At 51.4% G+C, this 25,457-nt stretch carries 19 protein-coding genes and 1 pseudogene; 6 read left to right on the top strand and 14 right to left on the bottom strand.

The genetic code is table 11. The features are described from left to right. Positions 1 to 254: 254 nt before the first annotated feature. The 9 genes and pseudogenes from AC0YN3_RS21725 to AC0YN3_RS21685 all read right to left on the bottom strand — a co-directional run bounded on the left by AC0YN3_RS21725 (position 255) and on the right by AC0YN3_RS21685 (position 8,284). On the bottom strand, positions 255 to 1,004 hold the full coding sequence (locus AC0YN3_RS21725) for an ABC transporter permease (protein ID WP_475777048.1): 750 nt from the start codon (positions 1,002 to 1,004) through the stop codon (positions 255 to 257). 1 nt (position 1,005) lies between these two features. Then, positions 1,006 to 1,734 carry an ABC transporter permease gene (locus tag AC0YN3_RS21720; RefSeq protein ID WP_475777047.1) on the bottom strand — a complete coding sequence of 243 codons (729 nt, stop codon included), beginning with the start codon at positions 1,732 to 1,734 and terminating at the stop codon, positions 1,006 to 1,008. After that, positions 1,731 to 2,645 (bottom strand): ABC transporter ATP-binding protein, encoded by a 915-nt coding sequence (locus AC0YN3_RS21715; RefSeq protein ID WP_475777046.1) that lies wholly within the window; start codon positions 2,643 to 2,645, stop codon positions 1,731 to 1,733. Before AC0YN3_RS21715 ends, AC0YN3_RS21720 begins: the two co-directional genes overlap by 4 nt. Before the next feature lie 170 nt (positions 2,646 to 2,815). Next, positions 2,816 to 3,832 carry a S66 family peptidase gene (locus AC0YN3_RS21710; protein WP_475777045.1) on the bottom strand — a complete coding sequence of 339 codons (1,017 nt, stop codon included), beginning with the start codon at positions 3,830 to 3,832 and terminating at the stop codon, positions 2,816 to 2,818. 56 nt (positions 3,833 to 3,888) lie between these two features. Beyond that, positions 3,889 to 5,277: a sensor histidine kinase gene (locus tag AC0YN3_RS21705; protein WP_475777044.1), complete on the bottom strand. Its 1,389-nt coding sequence runs from the start codon at positions 5,275 to 5,277 to the stop codon at positions 3,889 to 3,891. Then, positions 5,274 to 5,949: pseudogene (locus tag AC0YN3_RS21700) on the bottom strand (response regulator transcription factor). The gene AC0YN3_RS21705 and the pseudogene AC0YN3_RS21700 overlap by 4 nt, the downstream one beginning before the upstream one ends. A gap of 185 nt (positions 5,950 to 6,134) precedes the next feature. Then, complete coding sequence (locus tag AC0YN3_RS21695) at positions 6,135 to 7,376, bottom strand: cation:proton antiporter (RefSeq protein ID WP_183564681.1); 1,242 nt, start codon at positions 7,374 to 7,376, stop codon at positions 6,135 to 6,137. Between the two features lie 2 nt (positions 7,377 to 7,378). Then, on the bottom strand, positions 7,379 to 7,870 hold the full coding sequence (locus tag AC0YN3_RS21690) for a cation:proton antiporter regulatory subunit (protein ID WP_183564684.1): 492 nt from the start codon (positions 7,868 to 7,870) through the stop codon (positions 7,379 to 7,381). A gap of 48 nt (positions 7,871 to 7,918) precedes the next feature. Next, the gene (locus tag AC0YN3_RS21685; protein WP_475777043.1) at positions 7,919 to 8,284 is read right to left on the bottom strand and encodes a hypothetical protein; all 366 of its coding nucleotides are present in this window, start codon (positions 8,282 to 8,284) and stop codon (positions 7,919 to 7,921) included. A gap of 208 nt (positions 8,285 to 8,492) precedes the next feature. On the opposite strand from AC0YN3_RS21685, the gene AC0YN3_RS21680 reads away from it, so the two are divergent. Continuing rightward, complete coding sequence (locus AC0YN3_RS21680; protein ID WP_475777042.1) at positions 8,493 to 8,954, top strand: cupin domain-containing protein; 462 nt, start codon at positions 8,493 to 8,495, stop codon at positions 8,952 to 8,954. A 376-nt stretch (positions 8,955 to 9,330) separates the two neighbouring features. Here AC0YN3_RS21680 and AC0YN3_RS21675 read toward each other — a convergent pair whose 3' ends face one another. Then, the gene (locus AC0YN3_RS21675; RefSeq protein ID WP_475777041.1) at positions 9,331 to 10,869 is read right to left on the bottom strand and encodes an HD domain-containing phosphohydrolase; all 1,539 of its coding nucleotides are present in this window, start codon (positions 10,867 to 10,869) and stop codon (positions 9,331 to 9,333) included. 139 nt (positions 10,870 to 11,008) lie between these two features. On the opposite strand from AC0YN3_RS21675, the gene AC0YN3_RS21670 reads away from it, so the two are divergent. Further along, entirely contained in the window at positions 11,009 to 12,199 is a 1,191-nt protein-coding gene (locus tag AC0YN3_RS21670; RefSeq protein WP_475777040.1) for an MFS transporter, read from the top strand. A gap of 40 nt (positions 12,200 to 12,239) precedes the next feature. Here the strand turns inward: AC0YN3_RS21670 and AC0YN3_RS21665 are convergent, their stop codons facing one another. Both AC0YN3_RS21665 and AC0YN3_RS21660 read right to left on the bottom strand, forming a co-directional pair. Then, positions 12,240 to 13,901 carry a GGDEF domain-containing protein gene (locus AC0YN3_RS21665; protein WP_475777039.1) on the bottom strand — a complete coding sequence of 554 codons (1,662 nt, stop codon included), beginning with the start codon at positions 13,899 to 13,901 and terminating at the stop codon, positions 12,240 to 12,242. Positions 13,902 to 14,103: 202 nt separating this feature from the next. Beyond that, on the bottom strand, positions 14,104 to 14,931 hold the full coding sequence (locus tag AC0YN3_RS21660; RefSeq protein ID WP_475777038.1) for a purine-nucleoside phosphorylase: 828 nt from the start codon (positions 14,929 to 14,931) through the stop codon (positions 14,104 to 14,106). 270 nt (positions 14,932 to 15,201) lie between these two features. On the opposite strand from AC0YN3_RS21660, the gene deoC reads away from it, so the two are divergent. Continuing rightward, positions 15,202 to 15,891: a deoxyribose-phosphate aldolase gene (gene deoC, locus AC0YN3_RS21655; RefSeq protein ID WP_475777037.1), complete on the top strand. Its 690-nt coding sequence runs from the start codon at positions 15,202 to 15,204 to the stop codon at positions 15,889 to 15,891. 92 nt (positions 15,892 to 15,983) lie between these two features. Here deoC and AC0YN3_RS21650 read toward each other — a convergent pair whose 3' ends face one another. Both AC0YN3_RS21650 and AC0YN3_RS21645 read right to left on the bottom strand, forming a co-directional pair. Beyond that, positions 15,984 to 16,856, bottom strand: coding sequence for an aldose epimerase family protein (locus tag AC0YN3_RS21650; RefSeq protein WP_475777036.1), 873 nt, complete (start codon positions 16,854 to 16,856; stop codon positions 15,984 to 15,986). Between the two features lie 474 nt (positions 16,857 to 17,330). Then, positions 17,331 to 18,533, bottom strand: a complete 1,203-nt coding sequence (locus AC0YN3_RS21645) for a foldase protein PrsA (RefSeq protein WP_475777035.1) — start codon at positions 18,531 to 18,533, stop codon at positions 17,331 to 17,333. A 284-nt stretch (positions 18,534 to 18,817) separates the two neighbouring features. Here AC0YN3_RS21645 and AC0YN3_RS21640 point away from each other — a divergent pair, with 284 nt between their 5' ends. The 3 genes from AC0YN3_RS21640 to AC0YN3_RS21630 all read left to right on the top strand — a co-directional run bounded on the left by AC0YN3_RS21640 (position 18,818) and on the right by AC0YN3_RS21630 (position 25,405). Beyond that, positions 18,818 to 20,263 (top strand): HD-GYP domain-containing protein, encoded by a 1,446-nt coding sequence (locus AC0YN3_RS21640; RefSeq protein WP_475777034.1) that lies wholly within the window; start codon positions 18,818 to 18,820, stop codon positions 20,261 to 20,263. A 108-nt stretch (positions 20,264 to 20,371) separates the two neighbouring features. Continuing rightward, positions 20,372 to 21,367: an L-glyceraldehyde 3-phosphate reductase gene (mgrA, locus tag AC0YN3_RS21635; RefSeq protein ID WP_475777033.1), complete on the top strand. Its 996-nt coding sequence runs from the start codon at positions 20,372 to 20,374 to the stop codon at positions 21,365 to 21,367. 177 nt (positions 21,368 to 21,544) lie between these two features. Continuing rightward, the gene (locus AC0YN3_RS21630) at positions 21,545 to 25,405 is read left to right on the top strand and encodes a response regulator (protein WP_475777209.1); all 3,861 of its coding nucleotides are present in this window, start codon (positions 21,545 to 21,547) and stop codon (positions 25,403 to 25,405) included. The last annotated feature ends 52 nt before the right edge of the window (positions 25,406 to 25,457 follow it).

Here is a 25,457-nt window from a genome sequence, read left to right as displayed (position 1 = left end):
CGCCTAGATAATAGCCTGGAAATGAGCTGGTAAATGCTCTCTAAATGAGCAGGATGCACCGCGAAGCATTGCCAAGCCTATTAAAAAGCTGCAAGCCCATGTAGGCCCATCAAATAGCTGAAAATTATTGTAAAGATCCTGTGAATATCCGGCGAGCCGATGAAAGCCCATCAAATGCCTGTAATTCTTTGCAAAGCTTTGCAAATTCCATCCAAAGCTACACAAACCCGCAACATAGCTCTGCTGCCCTGCACCTACACCTCTTTGCGGTTAAAGTAGAGCAGCCCAGCAGCGAGAAACAGAACAAAGCTGCCCAGCACGGTAATAAGTATGTTCTCCAGCGGCAGCGCGAAAGCGCCGAAGTCTTCGCCGCTGAAGCTTAGCATGGCCAGCATAGGCTGCGCCCACGGATAAAACGGCGCGAAATGATCGGAGTTAACGACGAGTATGTTCGGGATAGTGAGCATCACGTTAATGACGAGCGGTGCGGCGAAGCTGCTCCAGCTTACGGAAACGAGCAGCTGCAGCGCGGCAAGCGGGAGGCAGGCGAGCCATCCGCTGCCAATTCCGGTAAGCAGCGTTTCCCAAGGCAAGCTGCCTGCATAACCATGATATGCCGCGGCTGCACAGATAGCGGCGAGGAATAGCAGTTGAGTGAGCGCAAGCACCGAAGCAACGATGCTAAACTTGGCAAAGTAGAGACCGCTTCTTGAGACGGGAAGCGTCAGCAGCTGCTTCCACCCTCCGCCGACATGCTCGTATCGGCATACGAACGCAGAGAGAATGCCGGTCAGAATCGGCAGAAAGAGCATGGCATGAAAGGATGCCATCGAGGATACGAGCAGTGCGTATTTATCTTGGTCGCTGGTCATGCCCAATGAATCCGGCGAGACGAGTATTCCGATCGCGAGCGAGAGAAGCGGACTAATCAGGGCGAGTACCCAAATGTACGACTTAGACAGCTTTAATCGCTCCGATGCGATTAAACGGAAGAAGCTAGCCATCTCAGCTCACGTCCCTTCGCATGAAATGAAAGGTACCGAGCAGGCAGATGGCTACGCCGAGCAGGAAGCCTGCACCGACGAACAGCTCCTGCTGCGGGCCGGCAAAGCTGAACATCGGCCAGTTGATCGGCAGCCACTTCGACCAGGTGCTGGAAATAAGCCCGGTGAAGACGGAGCTGATTGCAATGAGCACGCCAAGCGTAATGGGAATGGCTTGGTTTTTCATGCTGATGCAAAGCCATAGGAACAAGGCAAGTGCCGGGAGCGAGGCGAAGAAAGGCAGGAAGCAAAGCTTCAGAATCTCTCCCGCCGGCATATCGGCAAGCTTGAACCGCAATGAAAAGCCAAGGATCACAGTGCCTGCCGCGAGCACCATGCAGGATATCGTCAGCAAAATAACGCTTAACACGAATTTGGAGCGGAATACGGCGCCTCTGGAAATCGGCAGCGCCAGCAGCTGCTTCCACGCATTCGTGCTGTGCTCGATATGTGATAGGAGCGAAGGGATTAGAGCCACCCCGAGAAAGAGCGAAATCGGCACGAACATTTGGATATCGGCGAGCAACGCTTCCCAGAGCCTTCCCGCATATTTTTGCGTTAAATAATCGTAACGAAGTCCGTAGTTGAGCGCCTGCATGGCGATCAAGCCAATGGGGCCGATAAAGATTAGAAACCAGAGCCCTTTGCCTCGTATTTTCAAAAAGTCGGAAGAAAGCGCCTTGAGCATCATGACGGCCTGGCCTCCCCGACGATCTGGAGGAACAGCTCCTCAAGCGACTTCCTCATTTCCTCGACCCGGTAGACGGCATGGTCATGCTCGACCAAGCTTTTCACGATCCGGGCTACCGCATGATCTCCGGTGTGGGCAAGCAGAAGGGCACTGCCGCTTTGCTTAGCCTCCACGCCTTGCTGCAGCAGCGTTGCGAGCGCCTGCTCCGGTTCGGAGACGACCAGCGACATGCTGCCCTGCGCTTGCTGGTGCAGATGGGCAATCGTGTCTTGGAATACGAGTTCTCCTTGTCGGATGATTCCGACCGTGCCTGCCGTCAGCTCCACCTCGCTCAGCAAATGGCTGGATATGAGAACCGTGATGCCATGCTGCTTCGGCATTTGCTTGATCAGCTCGCGAATCTCGAGAATGCCGGACGGATCGAGTCCGTTGGTCGGCTCGTCGAGCAGCAGCAGCTCGGGATTTCCAACCAGCGCGCTTGCAATGCCAAGCCGCTGCTTCATGCCAAGAGAGAAGCCCTTAACCGGTCGCCGTGCTTCTTTGCTCAGACCAACGATATCGAGCACCTCGGCGATTCTCGCGGCGGGAGCGCCGAGTATGCGCCGAATGGCCTCGAGATTGTCGGTGGCGCTTAAGTGTCCGTAGTAGGACGGATACTCTACCAGCGAGCCAACCCGCCTTAGGATCGAGAGCTTTTCCTTGTTCAATGGCTGGCCAAAAATATGAACGGACCCGTTCGATGGCTTAATCAGACCGAGCAGCATCCGGATCGTTGTCGTTTTACCGGCGCCGTTCGGTCCTAGAAAGCCATAGATGTCTCCTTTTTCGATTTTCAAATTCAAGTTGGAAACGGCATAACGTCCTTTATAGCGCTTGCTGAGTCCTTTTGTTTCAATTACCCATTCCTTCACGTGGATCACCTCAGAACCAACAATAACGGTTGAAGGTTAAACGAAGAGCGCTCCAAGTTTAAAATGGGTTTAAATTTTAAGCGCATGCGGGGTGATCGGGCGGTATCGGATTAAGAAGCGGTTAGGCATAAGCGTGAACGAAAAGAGTATTTTGTTCGACGTGTACGCGGTTATGGCTGAAAATATTGCGTAATCGTTCCTTTTCCCCCGCACGAGTGAACTTCAGCATGCGACCCGTTAATCAGAGTAATTTGAGGCGGAACATGGCCGCAATCCATATCGTAGATAAGCGGTATTTGAAGCTCGTCTGAAAGCTCTTGATACATATCCTCGACCGTATACCCATCAATAGCCTGATTGGCTGGACTTCTCCCGAACATAAGCCCGGCACAATGCTCGAACCAGCCGGCAAGCTTCATTTGGACAAGCGATCTGCGCAAGTCAGTCGTGTTTAGCTCGCAGTTTTCCAAATACCAGAGGATCGGTTCGTTGCGAATCATCTTTTTCTGGAAGTACTGCACATTGCCGTAAGGCGTGCCGATCAGATGCCTAATTACGTCTATGCAACCGCCTAGTAAACGACCCTGCATGTTTACCTCCGCTTGGGATACGGTTTTCCAATACGTAGACTCCTCTAAATGGAATACGCAAGGCGAGGGAGCATCATGCTTCCATTCCCTCTGGAAGTGAAGCGAGGATTGCTGCTGCACGGATTCGCCAGGTCTAGCGGCTAGAACAGTCCGCCACATCGCCGTCGTTGCATCGGAATATTCGCCCCGCAAATCAATGAAGTTGGCTCCGTGAGCGGTTGCAATGCCGGTCTTTAAAGTAATCGCGAGGAGCAGCACGCTAAGGTCGGAATAGCCGAGTACCCACTTATTCGGCATGTCATCAAATGATAGATGCTCCAGTATTTCGATGAGCAGCTCTCCGCCCCATGGAGGAATCATCGCATCGATATGCTCATCGCGTATCATCGCATTCCATTCCTCTGCCCGTATTTTGGCAGAAGCTGATTTTGCTTTATTTTGCGTCCAGACGGTGTCCCCGCACGTGACTTGGAAGCCGTTTCCGCGCATTCGCGATATGGCACTGTGCATAAGCTCATGAAGCTCAGGCCGCAGACCGGAGGATGGTGCAGTAACACCGATGGTTGCACCGTCTTCTAAGTGCGGATAAATGATCATGAAGAACCCCTCCGCTAATAGAATGTAAGGATGAATGCTATCAAATCCAATGTCCTTTATTGCTCGAAAATATAGATAGCCATTCCCTCGCCGCTGCTAGCCATATGCCAGCCAAGTTTCATTTCATGCAGCAAATATTCGACAATTGCGAGCCCTAGGCCTGCTCCCTTGCTTGCAGAATGAGCGGCGAGACCGTTCCCGCGATCGCGAATGACTAGGGCAGGCCTTCCGTCATGGGTTTCCATGCGTATTCCGATATAGCCGCCGCTCTTCGCGTGCCTAGTGACGTTTTGGAATAAGTTATCGAGCACGCGGCGGAACCCGGCCTTATCGAGCGTAAGCGGCATGGCTTCCTCAGGCAAGTCGATATCGGCCGCGATGCCTGCTTGCTCCCATAATGGGTACCAAGCGGCGACGCTCTCCCTTACGACTCGAAGCAAATCCATTCGCTCGAGCTTTATCGGATAACGTCCGCTGGTCATGAGCGTATAGGAGAGCAGGTTTTCAATCAGGCTATCCAGGCCGCTGATCTTTTGCTCGACCTGCTTGACCGCGGCTTGCGCTTTCTCGCTTAACGGCTCATTCTGAAGCGTATAAAGCTGGCTGCTCATGACAGTCAAGGGGGTCCTCAAGTCATGCGATAAGCTGGCAATCAACTGTTTGCGCAGCTCGGCTTCCCCACGTTCGCGCTCCGCGCTTTCCTTGAGCTGCTCGACCATTCGGTTGAAGGAAGTCTCCAATTGCCCAATTTCATCATACCTGCTTATCACAATGGGCTGCGGCAGACCATTCTCGCCCTGCAGCGCCATCGCTGCTTGCAATCCAATCAGGCGTTTGCGAATGTGACGGAAGAAGAGCAAGGAAATCAGAAAGAATAAGGCAATCATGCCAATTAGAATCGCAATGTAAAAAGGTGTTCCTGCCCCAACAGGCCGATCAAGCTGGATGATGGAACGAGGCATCTGCATGACCATGAAGGCAGCCCCTTTATGCTCTGCACCGAGAAAGGAAACGATCGTAAACGGATCGCTGTCGATGCTGTTCTTCATGAATTGCACCGCATCAGCCGGTGACCATCGTTCCGGAAGGAGACCTTGAGGCGGAAGCTGCAGCTTCGTTGCGCCGGAGGAATCGACCCAGAACAAAGAGGCCTCCACATATTTTCGCTTAAGCTCCTGCAGCTTGAGATCTACCTCCGCAGCCTCCTTTTCTTGCAGCTGCGTGGCCTCCGCATGCCACATGGCTGTTAATTCGCGGCTGCTGCCGTATTTCAGAGCGTTATCATCAGCCTGCTTGCTATTTTCTTGAATAATGACATACCCGATGGAAGCGAGCGGGAACACGATGGGAATAAACAAAAAAGCGAAAATGACGATTAACAGATAACGGGACAGCAGCGTTTGACGAAACCGCATGGTTCTTGTTCGCAGATTGGGCTTTTTCATGCCCGTACCCGATAGCCTATGCCGCGCACCGTCTCGATAATCTCAGGCGAAGCGGGGTCGCGCTCGATCTTCTCGCGCAGGTATCGGATATGGACCATGAGCGTCTTGTCGCCTTCAATATAGGCTTCACCCCATACGGCCTCATAAATTTGCTCTTTTCTTTAAGATCTGTCCCAGATGGCGGAGCAAATAGCCGAAAATATGAAATTGCTTGCCCGTTAGCGTGATCTCTTCCCCGGTATCCCGGTTTTCAATCCGATTCTGCTGTTCATGCACGAGTAGATGCTTGATGGCTAGCGGTTCTGCCGTACGCGTTCCGGATCGCCGCAGCAGCACCTCAATGCGGGCGGTTAGTTCATCGGGATGAAAAGGCTTGGTTAAATAGTCGTCGGCAAACTGTAAACCCTGCAATTTGTCATCAATGGATGTACGCGCCGATAACATCAGAATAGGGATATCCGGCCATGCTTTTTTCAACCGCTGCCCGATTGTGAAGCCATCAAGACCTGGCAGCATGACATCCAGAATAATGAGCCTGCAGTTAGCGGCAGATTCGAGCGCATGCTCGCCGCTTCGCTGCCAATTGACGGAGTAGCCGTGCTCCTGCAGATGCCCGTTAACGAAACGCCCGATTTCGAGATCATCCTCGATATATAGAATCGATGCAGTCATATGTAAGGGAGTCCTCTCCGGTTTGAATTGGGAATCTGTCCTATTATTATACATAAGCAGCGGAATTGGAATATCCATATTTCGGTCGAAGGGAGACGGAACCTGGATTTCACGGCCAGCGAATAGCAAAGAAGGCTTAACGAGCAGCTCACTCGTTAAGCCTTCTTGTTACCTTATTCCGTCCATCAGCTGCCGCCCGAAGGTTCCTTGGCAGGTGCCGGTTCTTTCGGTTTCTTGGCTTTCTCCCATCGGAAGATACCGTTCAAGCCTTTGAACACAAGCTTTGATTCCTTCGTTAGCAGTGGCCCTAATATCGCTAGAATGAGCACGTATAGTGCCGCGAAAGGCTGCAGCAGTTCCAGCAAGCCGCCGGCTTTACCCAAGTTCGCCATAATAATGGAGAATTCACCGCGTGACACGATCGTAAGGCCGATATTTGCGGATGCCTTCGGCGATAATCCTGCGCTTTTGCCCGCAAGCATGCCAGCTAAGAAATTGCCGAACAACGTAACGCCAACCGCTCCTAGCGACAGCCATACCGCGCCGCCGAGGGCAAACGGGTCAATCGTCAAGCCGAAGCTGAAGAAAAATAACGCTCCGAAGAAATCCCGGAAGGGTAGAATCAGATGCTCGATCCGCTTCATATGGACCGTCTCTGCAAGAACCAAGCCGACCAGCAACGCGCCGATGGCTTCAGCAACATGAATCGTTTCCGAGAAGCCTGCCACGAGGAACAGGATACCGAATACGAGCAGCAGGAACAGCTCATTCGATCGGATGTTAAGCAGCTTATTGAGCAGCGGGGCCGCCTTCCGGCCTATGATCAAGAAGAGAAGCATAAATCCGAGCGCGTAGGAAGCGGATAGTAGCACGCCTCCGAGCGATGAAGAATCGCTGAGCACTAGTCCCGACAGCACAGAGATATAAACAGCTAGGAAGATGTCCTCGAACATGATGATTCCGAGGATCATCTCTGTTTCCGGATTCGCAGTCCGTTTCAAATCAACAAGAACCTTGGCTACGATCGCGCTTGAGGATATCGTTGTAATACCTGCAATAACCATCGTTTCCTCGATGGGGAAGTCATTGACCCAGCCGAACAGCAAGCCGAGCGAGAAGTTGATTAGAATATAAATAGTTCCGCCTATCGCAATAGAGCGACCCGATTTCATTAATCGACCCACAGAAAACTCCAGACCTAAATAGAACAGGAGGAACAGCACGCCTAGCCGCCCCATGAATTCAATTAGTTCTGCACTATGAATAAACCTAAAGTCCAATATGCCTACGTGTGGCGCATGTGGACCTACGGCCATGCCGATCAAAATGTAAAACGGGATGACGGAAAACCGAATTTTTGCAGCTAATAGCCCGACTAAGGCAATAAGAATAACGGCAAGACCGATCTCCAGCACCATGTGATCCATAATTAACGGCTCCCGTTTTGCAGCATGAGCTTAAGAAGCTTTAGATGCTGGCGTTCACCTGCGACAATAAGTGTGGTATCCGCTTTGAAGACATAGTCGGGGCCTGGATTAATATGCTTGGATTCCTTCTCGACGGCAGCGATGATGGTCGCTCCAGTCGTTTGGCGAATATCGGCGTCACCGATGGTTCTGCCAATGCAAGCGGCGTTTGGTTCGATTTTGTACCATTCAATCGTTAAATCGTCTAGCGCGACTTCAATCGTTTCGAGTGCTTTGGGTTTATAGGTCATGCCGCCAACGATAGCAGCTACCTGCCGAGCTTCCTCGTCTTCAAGGGTAACCATGGAAATGCTATCATCCGGATCATCGTATTCGAAGTGGTATAACTCGCGGCGCCCGTCATCGTGAATGATAATGACAAACTTGTCGCCGCTTCTCGTCATAATCTGGTATTTGCGCCCAATGCCGGGCAGGTCGGATTCTCTAATATTCATGGTGTATGCCTCCTCATTTGTTGTTAGTATACGAACAAAATGAGAGGATTAACCAACGAAGTGAGAAGTGAATTTGATGGGGGTCATAAGCAAATCCCGCAAACGCTGCGGAATAGTCGTACGGAGCTCAAACCTGGAAACAGAGCGCCTGAATAGGCGCCTAAGCGCGCTCAGGTAGGAGACGAGCAATACATTTTCCGGCAAAAAAACCTTGGTCGTGCTGTTTTTTCTGCCTACGTTGGCGGAGCCTGCAAATCTCGCAGAAGCGACCATGCGGCTTGCGCCGGCAGTCTGCTCGAACGTATTGCCGGCTTGGTAGGCGAACAGCGCTGCCAGCAGCAGCGGAACAATAATAAGCAAGTTCATGACACGCTTGCGGCTGATGCGTCCAAATTCGAGTACACCTTTGTTCATCTGTTCACCTCCCAACGTTTTATTAATATAAGTATAACTTATAAATCAGAAAATACAAAGCGGATTCCATTTATTGACGAAGTTATTTTCATTCCCCTTCTAATCCTACTGGTTTAATGAATTGACGATCTGGCTTATGCATTATAGAATGAGGGAACGAAATAGCCCGCTAACGCGCATGCAAAAGAGAGAAAGAAGGTTGAATGGGATGGGAGTATCCGTAAAACAGCTGTCGCCGCTCGTGGAGCAGCTTGGCTTGAAGCCACACGTTGAGGGCGGATGGTACAAGGAAATTTGGAAGGCTAGCTTTGAAATACCGCAGGAGGTGCTTGGCGCTCCTTATTCTGGACCACGCTTTGCGGCATCATCGATCTATTTTCTATTGCATCCGGAAGAATTCTCCGATTGGCATAAGGTATATTCGGACGAGCTGTGGCTCTGGCATTCAGGTAGTCCGATCGTGCTTAGCCTTGGCGGTACGGAAGCGGATCCGAAGACGAGAAAAGAAATCATTGTCGGCCCCGATGTGCTCGCCGGCCATCAGCCGCAGGCGCTTGTGCCGGCCAATGAATGGCAGATGACACATGTGCTCGGTGACGAACCGGTACTCGTATCTTGCGTGGTTGCTCCTGGCTTCCATTATGACGATTTCAAGCTCATTAAACGATAATTGCACTCATTGTTTGGATACGGATAACATATAGAGCCGTTAGGGTGAAGGAAACTCCTTGCCCTGGCGGCTCTTATTCAATATATAAAAATCTATATGTTGTCACATATAAATGTGCTTATCTATCTCCGCGAAACGTAAGCTTAGCCGCCAGAGAACGGCTTCAGCCGTTTACGCTTGAAATATAGGAAAGTGTATTATTTCGCCAACTTTCTCTATATTTCTACGCGAAACGCAAGCTTAGCCGCCAGAGGACGGCTTCAGCCGTTTACGCTTGAAATATAGGAAAGTGTATTATTTCGCCAACTTTCTCTATATTTCTACGCGAAACGTAAGCTTAGCCGCCAGAGGACGGCTTCAGCCGTTTACGCTTGCGTTAAGAGGCATCGGTACGGGATTTACCGGTTAACGATGCTATAAACAACTGGGTAAGCTTAGGGTCCCATTGTGTCCCTTTGCCTTCCTCTAGGATGGAAATGGCGCGTTCGTAGGTCATTCCTTTCCGGTAGGGCCGGTCCGAGGTCATCGCATCGAAAGCATCGGCGATGGCAATCGCCCGCCCGAATAGCGGAATATCGGTGCCCCGCAATCCGTCCGGATAACCTTTGCCGTCGTAGCGCTCATGATGCGAGCGCACGCCGGGAAGCAGGTCGGCCATCGCATCGGCAGGCTCAATTTGCTTCAGTATATTTTCGCCAAGGACAGGATGCCGCTTAATTTGATCGAATTCCTCATCCGTGAGTTTGCCTTCCTTGAGGAGGACGGCGTCACGCACGCCGATTTTTCCAATATCATGAAGGAGCGCTGTTTTGTGCAAAATGTCGATTTGGCTCTCCGACCATCCGTCCAAGCGGCCGATCTGAACCGAGAAGCGCGCTACCCGGGTTGAATGGCCGGCGGTGTATGTATCCCGAGCATCCAGTGCGGCCGCCAGCGTCATGAAATAGCTTTGCAGGAGCAGGTTATTGCGCTGCTCGCGTTCCTTTAGGCCGTTCACCATATGATTGAAGCCGGCTACAAGCTTGGAGAATTCATCCGAATAGACATCGGCTGCACTTACGTCAAAGTCACCGGCTTCCACGCGGCTCATGCCGCTTTGAATCGTATGTATGGGATCCTCGATGCTGCGCGAGAGCAGCGATGCGCCCAAGAGGGAATAGATGATGCCAATGATAAGGATAACGCCTGCCCATTGCCAATAGGCAGAACTGTTCTCAGCCTGCATATTGTCGAGCCTGATTTGCGAGGCCAAGCCAAACAGCAGCAGCGGCAGCGTGCCGATGAGAAAAGCGCTGAGCCGAAATTTGGTTCGAATCGACACGAGCACATGCCCGCTTAGCGTGATATCCTGTTTGAATAAGTCCACATGCCTGGCGCGAATATAGGTGATGACGGGGCGGATGGCTTTGGTCGTGAGGAAAAATTCAATCATCGCATGCATGCTTGCGATCATGAAAGCGACAGCAGACGCGATTGCGATATAGAAATAGGGAACCCGCAGCATGCCAAGCTTTATGAACAAGAATGCCATGCCAACCGCAGGCAGAAGCAGCCCGAGGAAATGGGGGCCAAAGGTGCGTCTGACCGACAGCACGGGGAATTTATGCGTCTGCATGTAGGCGGATTTCAACTGCTCTGACGTAGGCAGCGGCGCCTTAAAGCTAGCTTGAATCGGTTTCAAATGCCGATAAAATACGAATAGCTCGCAGATAAGCATGACGATGAGGGAGATGCCCATAATGGCTCCCATCACGATACGCTCGCTTGCTGGAATGGAGAGGGTAGAGAATACGACTACGCCGCCGACGCCGACCACAGCAACCGTAGAACCGAATAAATAATTGCGAAGGAGCTGAGAAAGGAAAGAGGTGTAGATTTGGTCTCCAGCTTGTTCATGCTTGTTAGGTAATGGCATAAGATGAGACCTCATTTCCACGGTAGCAATTTCGAAAACTTCAAAGTATCTATAGTATAAATCGGCATTTTAAAAATGTATATTAGCTATAATGGATAAAACCACATAAACATAGGCCCCGTGAAAGGAATTAAAAGCTGTGAAGGAAACGCTTTGGACGAAACCGTTTATTCTGTTGATCTTATCGAATTTATTTTTGTTTCTCTCTTTGGAGATGCTGCTGCCTACGCTGCCGATGTTCGCGGCCGAAAAGGGCGGAACCGATGCTCAGATTGGCCTTATCATCGGCTTATTTACATTCTCGGCGGTGCTGCTGCGGCCTTTTGTCGGCATGGCTTCCGATAAATTCGGCAAAAAGCTGCTCCTGCTGGTCGGCGTAGCCATCTGTCTGATCGGAACGGCCAGCTATTATGCCGCGGTTACGATTACGATGATGCTTATGCTGCGCATTGTCCATGGCGTGGGATTCGGCATTTCGACCACGCTGTACGGCACGGTAGCCTCCGACATTATTCCGGCTTCGCGCAGAGGCGAAGGGATGGGCTTCTTCGGAACGGGCAATGCAGTTGCCATATCGTTAGGTCCCTTTCTGGGGATTTGGCTTATGGAGGAGTACGGCTTCTCCGCCTTGTTTATCGTAGGCGCCTGCATACTTTTGCTTGCAATCGTGTTTACGGCATTTGTGAAAGGCGATACGAAGGCAGAACGGGTCAAGGTACAGGCTGCTGCGGAGCGCACGCCATTCATGCTGAGGTTCGTGGAGCCGAAGGCGCTGATGCCATCTCTGCTAGGGCTGCTTGTAGGCTTGTCGCTTGGCGGGGTCATTAGCTTCATTACATTGTTTGGCAAAGAGACAGGCGTTCAAAATATCGGCTTTTTCTTCTTGGTGCTGGCGCTAAGCGAATTTCTAATTCGGTTCGTTAGCGGGAGAATCTTCGATACGAAAGGGAGGTTCTGGGTACTCTTTCCCGCAGCTGTCTCTTGCATCATAGGCTGTATCATTCTTTACATGACGAAATCGACGGGCACGCTGCTGCTTGCAGCCGTATTCTATGGCGCGGGCTTTGGCGCGATATTCCCGGGCTTGCAGGCGTGGGTAATCGACCGGGTCGAGCCTGGACGCAGGGGCGTAGCGACGGCTACCTTCTACAACGCGTTCGATATCGGAATCGGCAGCGGTGCGATGCTTCTCGGGCTCGTAGCGACATGGAGCAACTACGCGACGATGTATTTGGTTTCGAGCGTATTTTTCATCATATATTTGGCTGTCTATTTCATGTATGAAAGAAAGCTGAAGCAAGGCCGGCAAAGCAAGCCGCAGACGCAATAAAGCCGCAGCACGGTTCAGCTGCGGCCATTAGGGAAGTTCATTATTTGGAAATGTAACGGTCCTTGCCTTCGCGTTTCGCTTGATAGAGGGCTTTGTCGGCCAGCGTGAACAGCTCATCCTGCGTGGCGCCGGAATCCGGGTTCCAGGTCGCGGAGCCCAGGCTAATCGTGACTGTCTCGCAGCCTGAGGCTTCAGCATGCGGAATGCCAAGCTTCCGGATCGCTTCCAGAAGGGCTTCTGCAATCGTTGCTGCTCGAAGCTCGCTCGTCTGGGGCAATATGATGCCAAACTCCTCGCCGCCATACCGGGCGACAATATCAAGCGGGCGCTTCAATGCGCTGCGCATGGCGGCGGCGATTTGTCTCAGACAGTCGTCGCCTTTCTGATGTCCGAAATTATCGTTATAGGCTTTGAAATTATCGATGTCACCGAGCATAAGCGTGATCGGCATATGGTGACGCTGCGCTTCCTCCCACTCATTGTTCCATGACTCGTCGAAGGAACGCCGATTGGCGATATTGGTCAGCTCATCCACATGAGAAAGCGTATGCAGCAATTGGTATTGCTCCAGCAGCTTAAGCTCGATCTCCTTGCGCGGCGTGATGTCCCGGGAGACGGCGACCAACGTTTGCAGCCGGCTGCCTTCGTGAAAGACGACGCTTGTCGTCGTTTCGAACCAGCGGTAATCCCCGTCCTTGCGCTTGATGCGATACGTAATGGCATAATCGCCGATCTGCTGAAAGACGAGCTCCTGGTGGTCCTTGATGCGCTGAACATCATCAGGATGGTGGAAATCAAAGGGAGACCGGCCAACCAGCTCGTCATCCCGATAGCCGAGCAGCGAATAGCAGGCGGGGGACACATAGGTGAACACGCCTTCGTGGTCGTGCTTAGATATCATGTCGCTGGAGTTCTCGGCGAGCAGCCTGAAGCTCTTCTCGCTTTCGAGCAGCTTGTCCGCGATTCGTTTCTTTTCGGTTATTTGACGGAAATGAACCGATAAGCCGAAGTCGGATGGATAGACGTTTGCTTCGTACCAGTTGTTGAGCTTAGGAATAAATTGCTCGTAGCAGCGGGATTCATGCAGCTCAAGGGCGAGCTTGTACTCATTGTAGCTGACGGTGCCGGTGAGCCAAGGGAAAATATCCCAGATGAACTGGTTGATGAGCTCATCCTCGCTGCGGCCGAACATCTGCTGGGCTGCCGTATTCGTATAGATAAAGCGGAATTGATGGTCCAGCGAGAAGAAAACATCGGAAATGCTCTCCAATATCGTTGAAATGCGCTTAGTCAGCTGCTTCACTTCAGAGACGGCTTTCGTTTTCTCTGTGATGTCCATCATTTGCGAGATGAAATGGCGCGGCTTGCCCTCTTCGTCGTACACCATCGACACGGATAACAGTGCGGTCGCGATGCCGCCCGATTTGGTTAAGTATCGTTTTTGCATTTGGAACGTATCAATGATCCCGTCCAGCAATTGCTTCACATAACGGTCGTCTTCTTCCAGATCATCGGGATGGGTAATTTCCCCATAGGTCAAACCTGAAAGCTCACTATCCTCGTAACCCAGCATCGCATGCGCGGAGGGGTTGGCTACCATAATTCGACCGTCTAAATCAACTAAAGCCATGCCAATGGAAGCGTAATGGAAAGCGCTGGTGAATAAATCGGCTTCGCGATTCGGTTTTGAAATCAAGGTCAAGCTTCGCACCTCTCCTGCTGTCCGTACTGGATAAGATTGTTAGTATATAGTAAAGAATAGAGCACAACCTACGGTTTGTCCACATGCCATATTTATTAGCGTTTGAACAGGGTAATGGGCACTGATTCAATTGGAGCATACCGGAACGAAAAAGGCTGCCCGCAGGTCATTGACCTGTGAGCAGCCCTTGTTATTTCGGTGCTTAAACGGTGAATGCGCCGACCGATGCTTTTACCAATGCAATGAATTTAGGCCTTGCTTGCTCGGCCACCCGGACAACCTGCTCATGCGTAAGCGGCTCCAGCTCATCGCCAATCGCCATATCGGTAATACAGGTAATCCCAACTACGCGAATGCCAGTGTAATTCGCGGCGATTACCTCCGGGGCAGTCGACATGCCGACTGCGTCTGCACCCCAGCCAGCCATCATCGAAAGCTCGGCAGGCGTGCAATAAGCGGGACCGGATATGCTGACATAGACGCCCTTCTGCAGGTTGATGTTCAATTCCTCCGCTTTGCCAGCCACGATCGCTCTAAGTTCGCGGTTATAAGCCTGTGACATGTCGGGGAAGCGCGGTCCGAGCTCCGGAATATTAGCGCCCATTAACGGGTTGCTGCCAGTGTTGTTGATGTGATCCGTTATCAGCATCAAATCTCCTGCCGCGAAGTCGCGGTTCATGCCGCCGGCTGCATTGGTTACAAGTAACGTCCGAATGCCAAGCTGTTTCATGACATAAACGGGGAATACAACCTCCTGCATCGAATAGCCTTCGTAATAATGGAAGCGGCCTTTCATGACGAGCACCGATTTGCCTTCCAGTTGCCCGATTACGAGTTCGCCGGAATGGCCCTCTACCGTAGAGACGGGAAAGTGGGGAATCTGTCCATAAGGAATGACGATTGGATCGATGACCTCGTCAGCCATTACCCCAAGGCCGGAGCCAAGTATTAGTCCGATTTGCGGCTGAACGCTCAGCTGCTGCTGGATGTAAGCCGCAGCTTCATTTATTTTAACGAGCATGTTTTCCATGAGAGAATAACCTCCTAAAGTGTGATCTCAATTAGCTTAAGGCTTCAGGATGCGCGCAAGCCCGTTTGTTGAGCATAACAATCATAGCGTATCGCAAGCGTTCATGTAAACCGACGGCGGCTCGCATGGGCTTGTTGTTGTTTTGGGCAAAGCTTCGTATAATAATACGTATCCTGCGTCCTTCATTGCCGCTAGGGAATGGAACGGCGCACATAGGCAGCATAGCTGTCTGTTTACAGCAAAGCAATGAACTGAATCGGAGGAATAATAATGAGCAACGGTACAAATTACACGCCGGCAGAGCTTGGGGCGATGATCGATCATACGATACTGAAAGCAGATGCAACGAAGGAGGAGGTTCTCCAAATATGCCGGGAAGCGAAGCAATACCAGTTCGCTACCGTATGTGTGAATCCAGGCTGGGTAAAGGTTGCAGCAGATGAGCTGAAAGGCTCGGGGGTCGGCATTACGACCGTGGTTGGTTTCCCGCTTGGCGCGACGACTACGGCATCGAAGGCGGCAGAAGCAAAGTTCGCCCTTGAAGACGGAGCAACGGAGGTCGATATGGTTCTGAATATCGGCTTATTGAAATCAGGTGACCTGGAAGGCGTAAAACGTGATGTAGAAGGCGTCGCGGCAGCCGTGAAAGGACAAGCGATCCTTAAAGTTATCCTTGAGACAGGGCTTTTGACTGACGAGGAGAAAGCGTCTGCCAGTGCAATATGCAAAGAAGCGGGAGCCGATTTCGTGAAGACGTCAACGGGCTTCGGCAAAGGAGGAGCAACGGTCGAGGATATCGCTTTGATGCGCCGCACGGTAGGGCCTGATATTGGCGTGAAAGCTTCTGGAGGCGTGCGCGACCGTGAAACGGCGCTCCAAATGATCGCCGCAGGCGCAACGCGCATCGGCGCAAGCTCAGGCATTGCGATCGTTACGGGCGGTCAAGGCGAAGGGTACTAAGCCGAATATCAAAAAGAGGGACTGCTTCGTTCGCTGTGATTTCCCGCAGCGAGCGAACAGTCCCTCTTTGCATGAGCATGAGCCCAAAAACCTTAACGCTCGCAGCTGATCGTCAGATTGGCATGCAGCTCTTCGCCTGCTTGAAGCATCACAAGCTCCTCTTGGCGGTTTAGCTCGCCCGTCATCGCCATCCATGGCTCTACGCACACGAACGGGCGATCCTTGACGGACCAAAGCACCATGTACTTGAAGCAGTCGTCATAAGTCAGGCTTACCTTGGCCCCTTGTAGAACCGGGAACGATATTTTGCTTGTCTTGACATCAAGCAGGGTTACGGACTCGACAAGGCCTTCCAAGTCGATCACACCGTTGAAAGGCTTCTCTTCGTTATCATTGTAGTCTAGGTAGCGCGTCGCATCGATAGCATAGGCAATTTTCTTGTCCGAGTCGATCGCGAAGTAAGGGTGGAAGCCCGCATAAAAAGGCATAGCGTCTGCTCCGCTGAGATTCTTGTAGGTCTGCCGCGTATGCAGCTCGCCGTTCTGAAGCGCGTATGTAAACAGCAGCTCGAATTCAAACGGATACGAGCGAAGCGTATCTTCATTGCTGCGCAGCCGTATCGTAATCGAAGCTTCGCCGTCAATGCCGGTTCCGACTACTTCCCATACGGCTGTACGGGCTACGCCGTGATTGGCCATGGCGTAGGTTTGGCCGTTCCACTCATAAGCTTGCTGCTCAAGCTGTCCGCATATCGGGAACAGGATCGGATTGCCGCCGCGAATGTTGGCTGTAGGATGCTCGAATGTGGACTTATCCAAGTAGAACAGCTCCAAGCCGTTCAACTGGCACCCGATTACGATGCCACCTCGCTCTGGACACACGAGAATGCGCGATTGGGTGCTTTCCTCCGTTAATTCATACAACGTATAGGTATCTGTATAGCTGCGAACTTCATAATTGCTCACGTGAGTCCCTCCAATAATAGGTGAATGCCGTCTTGTCCCATCATATCATAATCGGCTTTCCGATTTCTGCCTAAGGCGTCATATCGCCCTCCCGGCTAAAAGTCCGTCCATCGCCGAACCGCAGCTTGCAGGTTTCAAAATGGTCGAATCTAGTAAAGCAATCATCTACTCCAATCGAAGAGATTCGAATAGTATATATTAGCTTAAGAGAAACGCAAGCGAGTCGACCAGCAGCCGCAGCAGCGAACCAGACAACGAAGCCGAACTCGATGCCGGAATCATCCTGTTAACATGCCACATCATACAGCCAGCCTCGCTAACCGATACCGCCGGCTTGCGCGATCTTAAGCCAAGCTCCCCTAAGCCTCTCCCTCCAGGTGACTGGGGGGCTTTTTTTTTCTTATCGGCGTACAAAAAAAGACAGCGTTCATAGGCGCATGACCACCTGTGGAACGCTGTCCTCTTGCAATTGAATTATTGTGCTGCTGGTGCTTCTGTAGCTGCGGGATCAGCCGAAGCAGCAGGATCAGCCGAAGCTTCCGGCGACAGTGTATTCGTGATTTTCGCTTTTGCGCGAATCTCAGTCATCCAAGCCTCGGACAGCTCATTCGCTTCAGTAGCTACCAGCTGTTTCTTGATTTCTTCTTTTTTCTCTTCAAACGTTGGAATTACAGCCGCTTTCTCAGCGGTTTTCTTAATGATGTGGAAACCGTGCTCCGATTGAACGACGGCACTGATTTCATTGACCTTCAAGGCGAAAGCAGCCGTTTCGAACTCGGGAACCATTGCACCTTTGCCGAAGAAGCCCAGGTCTCCGCCTTTTTCCTTCGAGCCTGGATCGATGGATTTCTCCTTCGCAATCGCCGCGAAATCGCCGCCTTGCTTCAGCTCAGCGAGAATAGCATCGGCTTCTTCTTTGGTTGCAACCAAGATGTGCGAAGCTTGAATCTCTTCAGGCGTGCCAAGCGTTTCTTTGTTGGCATCGTAGAACTGCTGAATTTCATCATCGGTAACATCAGTTTTAGGCTCTAAAATTTTGCGGATCGTCAGGTTGATCTTCGTATCCTTCTTCAAGCTGTCCAACGTCATTTGGTACTGTGCAAGCGTCGCTTCGAATTCCTCGTCGCTGCCGAAGCTTTTTTTAATCAGAGCGATCTCGGAATCGATGTCCGCGTCGCTAACTTCAATGTTGTTGGCTTTGGCTTCTTGGCTGATGAGCTCCTGCGTAATGACATTCTCCAGCGTGGCTTTCCCGCCTGCTGTTACGAGTTCATCATACAGCCTGTCCTGCGTTATGTTGACGCCATTGACCGTTGCGACCGTTTCGTCGCCAGATCCACCGAATGGCGGCTTAATCAATACGATGATGAGCGCAATCGCCAGCACGGCCGATATAATCGCCCATATTTTGCCGCTTCCGCCTCGTGGTGCATGATCATTGCCTTCTGCACTTAGCGAAGTTGCGCGCAATTCTTCGTTGGCAGCTTCTGCGTGCTCTTCATTCGATTCTTGCTGTAGCTCTCCTTCAATCTGTTGCTGCAGCTCTTTTTCAATCGCTGCATCCTGCTCGGAAAGCTTGTCCTGCTGTCCTTCGTTTTCATCAAACGTGTAACGCTCTTCTTTCGCAGTCAATTCTTTTTCTGCGTCTTTTTTTGACTGCGATTCTTTGTTATCCATTCCATAAACTCCCTTCGGTTTGCCTATCTTCATTTACTATAACAAAACAAGCCTAAAAAAACCTTAATCTAAAATAAAATATAATATGTTGAATCGCAAATATACAATCGCGTATTAACTTCTCTATTTATACAAAGCTGCAAGGGTGTTATGATAAGAGGAGAAATAATCCAACATTATCCTACAAATTTCGAGTTATCTATCGTTCTCCAACGTCTTTATACACCCCCATTGGCGGTAGGGTTACTAAACATACTAATGAACGTCATGTAGGAGGAAGCAATTTGCGTAAAAATACGGGGGTATTCACACAATTTGCAGCAGCTATGCTTTTACCACTTGCGGCTTATTTGGCGGTGAGAGGTACGGCGCTGGACAAAAGCTTCAACGCGCCTCATGAGCATTTCTACATTGTCAGTCTAGTCGCGCTGATCTCGCTGGGACTTGCCATAGCGGTCGGCATCGTTGCGATACAGCTCCGCAATATTAAGATTAGTTTTCTTTCGTTATCTTATGTATCCCTAACCGGTATGTTTGTTCTGCATGGCCTGTCTACGCCGGGCTTTATTATGCATCATTCCGGAATTGCCGGAAGCGCGGCTCAGCTAAGCGTCCTGCTTGCGGTCGTATGGCTGTGGCTGTCTTCGCTTTCTGTGGATTTGCCTCTAATAAAGTGGTTCTCGGAGTGGCAGCGGCAACTTCTCCCTATATGGATTGTCCTGCTATGCGGTTTTTGCGCCTTGCTGTGGTATTTCCCTGATTTGATTATGAAATTCCGCCTGAAGGAAATACCGGTGATGTGGGTGGCTACCCTATTCATCATCCTCATGAACGGATGGACGATCTACCGTTATTTGACGACCTACATATCCTCACGGTTTCCGCTGCAGCTGTCTATCGTCTATAGCGCGGGCTGGATGATCGTCGCTCAAATTATAATCGTAACCGGAAAATCGTGGTATTTGAGCTGGTGGCTGTATCACTTTCTGCTGTTAGCGTCTGTTCTCATTATGGTTGCCGGCATCGTCAGTCAATATGTCAGCTCCAAATCCATTACTTCGTCCATTAAGCTTATGTTTCGCTCGAATCCGAGCGATTGGATCAATACATACATGTCTACGAGCGTTCGCGAATTAGTCATGACAACGGAGGCCCGCGATTCCTACACGGCCGGCCATAACTATCGCGTTGCGCTATATGCGCTAAAGCTGGGAGAGGAGCTTTCGCTATCCTCCGAGGAGCTTAGGGCAATTGCGCAAGGAGGACTCGTTCATGATGTCGGCAAGCTGCGCATTCCGGACACGATTCTGAACAAGCCTGGCAAGCTCACACCGGAGGAGCGCAATATTATTGAGGTGCATCCCGTTTCTGGCTACGACTTGTGCAAAAGGCTCGGATTTATGCCGGAAGAGCTGTCTGTCATTCGTTCGCATCATGAGAAATGGGATGGCAGCGGCTATCCGGATCAGCTCGCGGGAGAGCAAATACCGTTTCTTGCGCGCATCACGGCCGTTGCGGATGTCTATGACGCACTGACCTCCTCGCGTTCTTATCGCAAGGCTATGACGCATGAAGCGGCCATGGCGATTATTTTGCAGGAAAGCGGAAAGCATTTCGACCCGTATTGTGTGGAGGCTTGGGAGCGGCTCGTCCTGGAGCAATCGACTTTTTTCGAGGAAACGATAAGGAACAGCCCGCATTTGAAGCTGGATAAGCGGCATGTGAGATAGCGGAATTTCCAATTCGTACGCGGTAGCAGTACAATAGATAATGATTGCGCTTGACCGCCAACACATAGGCAAAGGGCGCAACTAATAATAGCTTGGGGGATATCGAACATGACTTATTTAGCGGCTAATAATCGGTATGAGAGCATGAAGTATAATCGCGTTGGGCGAAGCGGCTTGAAGCTGCCCGCCATATCCTTAGGCCTGTGGCATAATTTCGGCGGCGTAGACCGCATCGAGAATGGACGGGCCATGGTGCGCCGTGCGTTCGACCTCGGCATTACTCATTTCGACCTTGCAAATAACTATGGACCGCCGCCAGGCTCAGCGGAGGAAATGTTCGGACAGATTCTGAAGCAGGACTTGGCAGCGTACCGTGATGAGCTAATTATTTCAACCAAAGCGGGCTATTATATGTGGGAAGGTCCATATGGCGAATGGGGCTCCCGCAAGTATCTGGTCTCCAGCTTGGACCAGAGCCTGAAGCGAATGAACCTGGATTACGTGGATATTTTCTATCATCACCGTCCAGACCCGGATACGCCGCTTGAAGAAACGATGGGGGCGCTTGATCATCTCGTTCGCAGCGGAAAGGCGCTTTATGTCGGCGTTTCGAATTACAGCGCAGAGCAGACGGCTCAAGCTGCCGCTATTTTGAAGCAGCTGGGGACGCCGTTTCTTATTCACCAGCCATCCTACTCCATGTTCAACCGGTGGATCGAGAATGGGCTGCAGGACGTACTGGATCAAGAAGGCGTAGGTTCTATCGTATTTTCCCCACTTGCTGGAGGCTTGCTGACCAACCGATATTTGAACGGTGTTCCAGCTGATTCACGTGCGGGCGGACCAAGCGTGTTTCTTAAAGCGGATCATATTACGGATGGGAAGCTGGACAAAATCAAACTGCTTAACGAGCTAGCCGCGGAGCGGGGGCAATCCCTTGCCCAGATGTCCTTAGCTTGGGTGCTGCGGGGCGGGCGAGTAACCTCGGCGTTGATCGGCGCAAGCCGGGTCGAGCAAATCGACGACAACGTAGCAGCGCTTAGCCGACTTGATTTCAGCGACGAGGAGCTTAGCCGCATCGAAACGATTCTTGCGGCTGAATAGCGGAAGCGGTATTTTGAAGCCATATTAACAATCAGCTGGAGCAGCATTCCGCAAAGACGCGGTATGATTGCTCCAGCTTTTTTTTACTCCCATGATCAGTTAAAAGAGGTATAATAGTGTCAAAGTTCGACAACTGCGGGAATACGCAAAGCGGAAGGGGAAACCGGCTTGAAAAAGATGTCGTTGCGGACCAAAGGCTTACTATTTATCGTGCTTATTTCTTTGTTCCCGCTATTGCTTGCCGGCGTCGGCAACTATTCCGTAGTGAAGAAGGCGATGCTGCAATCGGAGATAGAGAAGACCACTAGCAGGCAGGATAACCGCGCCAATGATTTGGCGGCATGGATGGCAATCCGCAAGGCTGAGGTTGTCGTCATGAGCCGAACGGAGGTGGTTAGGTTCGGCTCGGATGAGGAGCGCCTTCATTATTTCGGGAGGGAGCTCGTGCGGGGCGGATTTATTTACCATGCGCTCGGCTATATCGACGAGGATGGCTTGGCTTTGCGAACGGACGGAACTCGCAGAGATATGAGCGGGGAGAGCTTTTTCCAACAGGCAGCGGTAGGGCAAGTGGTCATTACGGATCCTTTCACGCCGACGTTCTCGAATACGAAGCAGTCTCTCATCCTGGTTCCCGTCTATGGAGCTACGAATGAGCTTAAGGGCGTCGTATATGCTTCGATCGTCTTCTCGACCCTGCGTCCGTTCATAGAGTTCGCGGACGACAATTCGGTTATCCGTTTGTTTAATGACGCCGGAGGGCTTATCTATAGCTCCGAATCGGATCTGCTCACTCCTACCAACTTGTTCGATAAGGATTCGACATTGCTGCCTATCGCAGATGATATGCTTTCCTCCTATCAAGGCGTATCGGATATAAACATAGAAGGCGTGCCGTATGCCGTCTTTTATACGAAGGTTAACGAGACGCCATGGCGTTTCGCGCTCCAGGAGCCGGAGTCCAAGCTTCAGGAGAACATACGGCCGATATTCTGGCGTATTTTCAGTATGATTGCGGTTGCGGAGGCTATAATTGCGGTCTTTTTCTTTCTCTATTTCGAACGTATCGTTAAACGGCTTGAGCGGATCCTTGGGGTGACGGAGCAGGCTGCCGCGGGCATATTCGAGGCGGAGCATCTGGAGGTCGAGCCTCATGACGAGATAGGCCAGCTTGGCCATTCCGTCAATGGCATGATGGAGCATTTGCAGGAGATGTTTGACAGGCTTGAAGCGATCATCAACCAGAATCAGTATGCATTCATCGTGCTCGATGACAACTACAAGGTAACCTATCTCAACAAAACGGCGGAAGAGATGCTAGGCTACAAGACGGAGGAGCTGGCAGGCGTCGCAACGCCGCTGATGTTCATGGATCTGGACGAAATCCGCTTGGAGGCTGAGAAGCTGACGATCAGTCTCGGGCGAGAGGTGCAGCCGGGACTCGAGGTATTCAAGGAACTGCGCAGCGAGAGCTTCTCGTACGAGCGGGAATGGACATTTATTCACAAAGACGGGACGCGCATTCCCACCTTACATAGCTCGAACGGTCTCCGTGACCGCAATGGCCGCTTCTCTGGCGTCGTCGGCATGGTGCTCGATATTTCGGATCGCAAGCATGTAGAGAAGGCGCGCAACCGGCTGCTTAATATCGTAGAATCGGCGAAGGATTTGATTGCATCGGTAAGCTCAGAAGGCAAACTCGTTTATATGAACCGCGCCGGCCGGGAGATGCTGGGATTGGTGAGTACGGGGAATAACGTACACTCCGTCAAGCAGCATTCAGAGCCGGAAATGTACGCGGAGCTTGTGAAAGGCGCATCATTAGCTCGCCAATACGGTTATTGGGAGAGCGGTGCCCAGCTTCTGAAAAGCAATGGCGAGCCCGTTCACGTATCAATGGTCGTTGTGGCGCATAATGACGAAGATACGGGAGAGATTTTCTTCTCCTGCATCGCAAGGGATATCTCGGAGCAGAAAATGGTGCAGGAGGAGCTCATCCGCGCGACGCTTGAAGCGGAGGAAGCGAATCAGGCGAAGAGCCGATTCCTCGCCTTGATGAGCCACGAGATCCGTACGCCGCTTAACGGCATTACCGGCCTGACGCAGCTTATGCGAAAAACGGGACTTTCCGCTTCGCAGAAAGACTATATGGATAAGATGCACACCTCCTCCGAGACGCTGCTGCGGCTTATTAACGATATTTTGGATTTCTCCAAAATCGAGGCAGGCAAGGTCGATATCGAGAGGCTGCCTTTCCAGCCCGATGAGATGATGAACCGCATCACCGATCAGCTTAGCGTGTTTATGGGGGGCAAGGAGCAATTCGAGTTCATCATTGATACGCCGGAGGAGTTGCCGCAGACCATTATTGGCGATGCTATGCGTCTGGAGCAGGTGCTCCTTAATGTTTGCATGAACGCGATTAAGTTCACGAATCGGGGCAGGGTGAGGCTGCAGCTGGAGCTGGTTCATGAAACGGATAGCTCGATCAGCCTGCGCTTTACGATTTCGGATACGGGAATCGGCATGAGCCAGCTTCAAGTGGAGAAGCTGTTCAAGCCGTTCACTCAAGCTGATGGTTCAACCACCAGAAAGTTCGGCGGCACCGGGCTTGGGCTAGTCATATCCAAATCGTTGGTAGAGCTCATGGGTGGCAAGCTGGAGGTGTCGAGTGAAGCATATGTGGGAAGCCAGTTTTATTTCACGCTGCCGTTTACCGTTGCGCATAAGTATGCGGAGCAGCGCTGGCGGGCTCGCGAAGACATGTTGGAGCAGCCGATATGGATTGTCGAGGACGACGATGAGATGCGCGGGCATTGGAGCGAAATGATCGAGACCTATGGCTTGACCCCGATTCCGTTCCATTCTTGGAAAATGGCAAGGGACCGCTTGCGCCGAATTGGCGCTGGTGCGCTGCCGAAGCTGATCGTGCTCGATATGGAAATGCCGGATATGTATGGGGCAGAAACCTGGCTCGAATTCCATCGCGATGCTGAGCTTGCGGGCGTCAAGACGATTGCGATGACGACCTCTTACGGCCGTGACGAGATGATGCAGCTCTCTGCGGAGCAGCGGCCTGTCACCCTGCTGATTAAGCCGATTATGAGATCGGCGATGCTGCGGGCAATCGAGAGCGTGCTGGAGCAGAAGGTCACTCCCGCAGGCGGTGAGGAGCGTGAAGCCCCGGCAGCTCCAGCGCAGCTGAAGACCGTAAATACCCGGATCTTGCTTGCTGAGGATAATAAGATTAACCAGCTTGTCGCTATCGAAATCTTGAAGGAGCAGGGCTATGAGGTAGGGCTGGCAGAGAATGGCGAAGAGGTGCTCCAAAAGCTCGTTCAAGAGCATTGGGATCTCATTCTGATGGATATCCATATGCCAGTCATGGATGGATCGGAAGCGGTCCGTTTAATTAGAGCCCAAGCGAAATATGATGATATTCCAATCATTGCGGTAACGGCGAACGTACTGCGCAATGATCACGAGCGTTACATGAAGCTGGGGATGAACGACGTTGTAACGAAGCCGATCTCCTCGGAGCGCTTGCATACGGTCATCTCTTACTGGCTTAAGGAGGGCTGCAAGCTGATTGGGACGCCTGCTGCAGGGCATGAAGCGCAAGGAGAATCCAAGCGTAACCGGGCGCTTGAAGAAGCGAGCGAAAGCTCCCTGCCAGCAATAGCAGGCATGGATATCGAGAGCGCGCTTGCTAGAGTGAACGGCAAGCTGCCAATCCTTCTCCATATGATGGATCAATTCGTTCTCGATTACGATTTCTTTGCCGATCAGCTTCGGATGATGGTCAAGCAGTCGGAGCTGACAATTGTCAAAAGAATGGCTCATACGCTTAAAGGGGCAGCCGGTTATCTATCTGCTTATGAATTGTTAGATGCCGCATGCGAGGTAGAACGGATTGTGAAGCTTCCGGAATTGGAGACGGAGAGCCTTCAAGCGGCTATTTATCAGCTTGAAGTAGCGCTAAATCAGCTTTTAGACGGTCTTCGACAAGCCAAAAAAGTTTTCGACACTAAATCCTAACAAATTTCTAACAAGTTGTTGTCCCTTTATTGTCGGTATTGTATAGTAGAGA

The sequence above is a fragment of the Paenibacillus sp. J22R232 genome (assembly GCF_056269165.1).
This window is presented reverse-complemented; position numbering and strand designations above follow the sequence as displayed.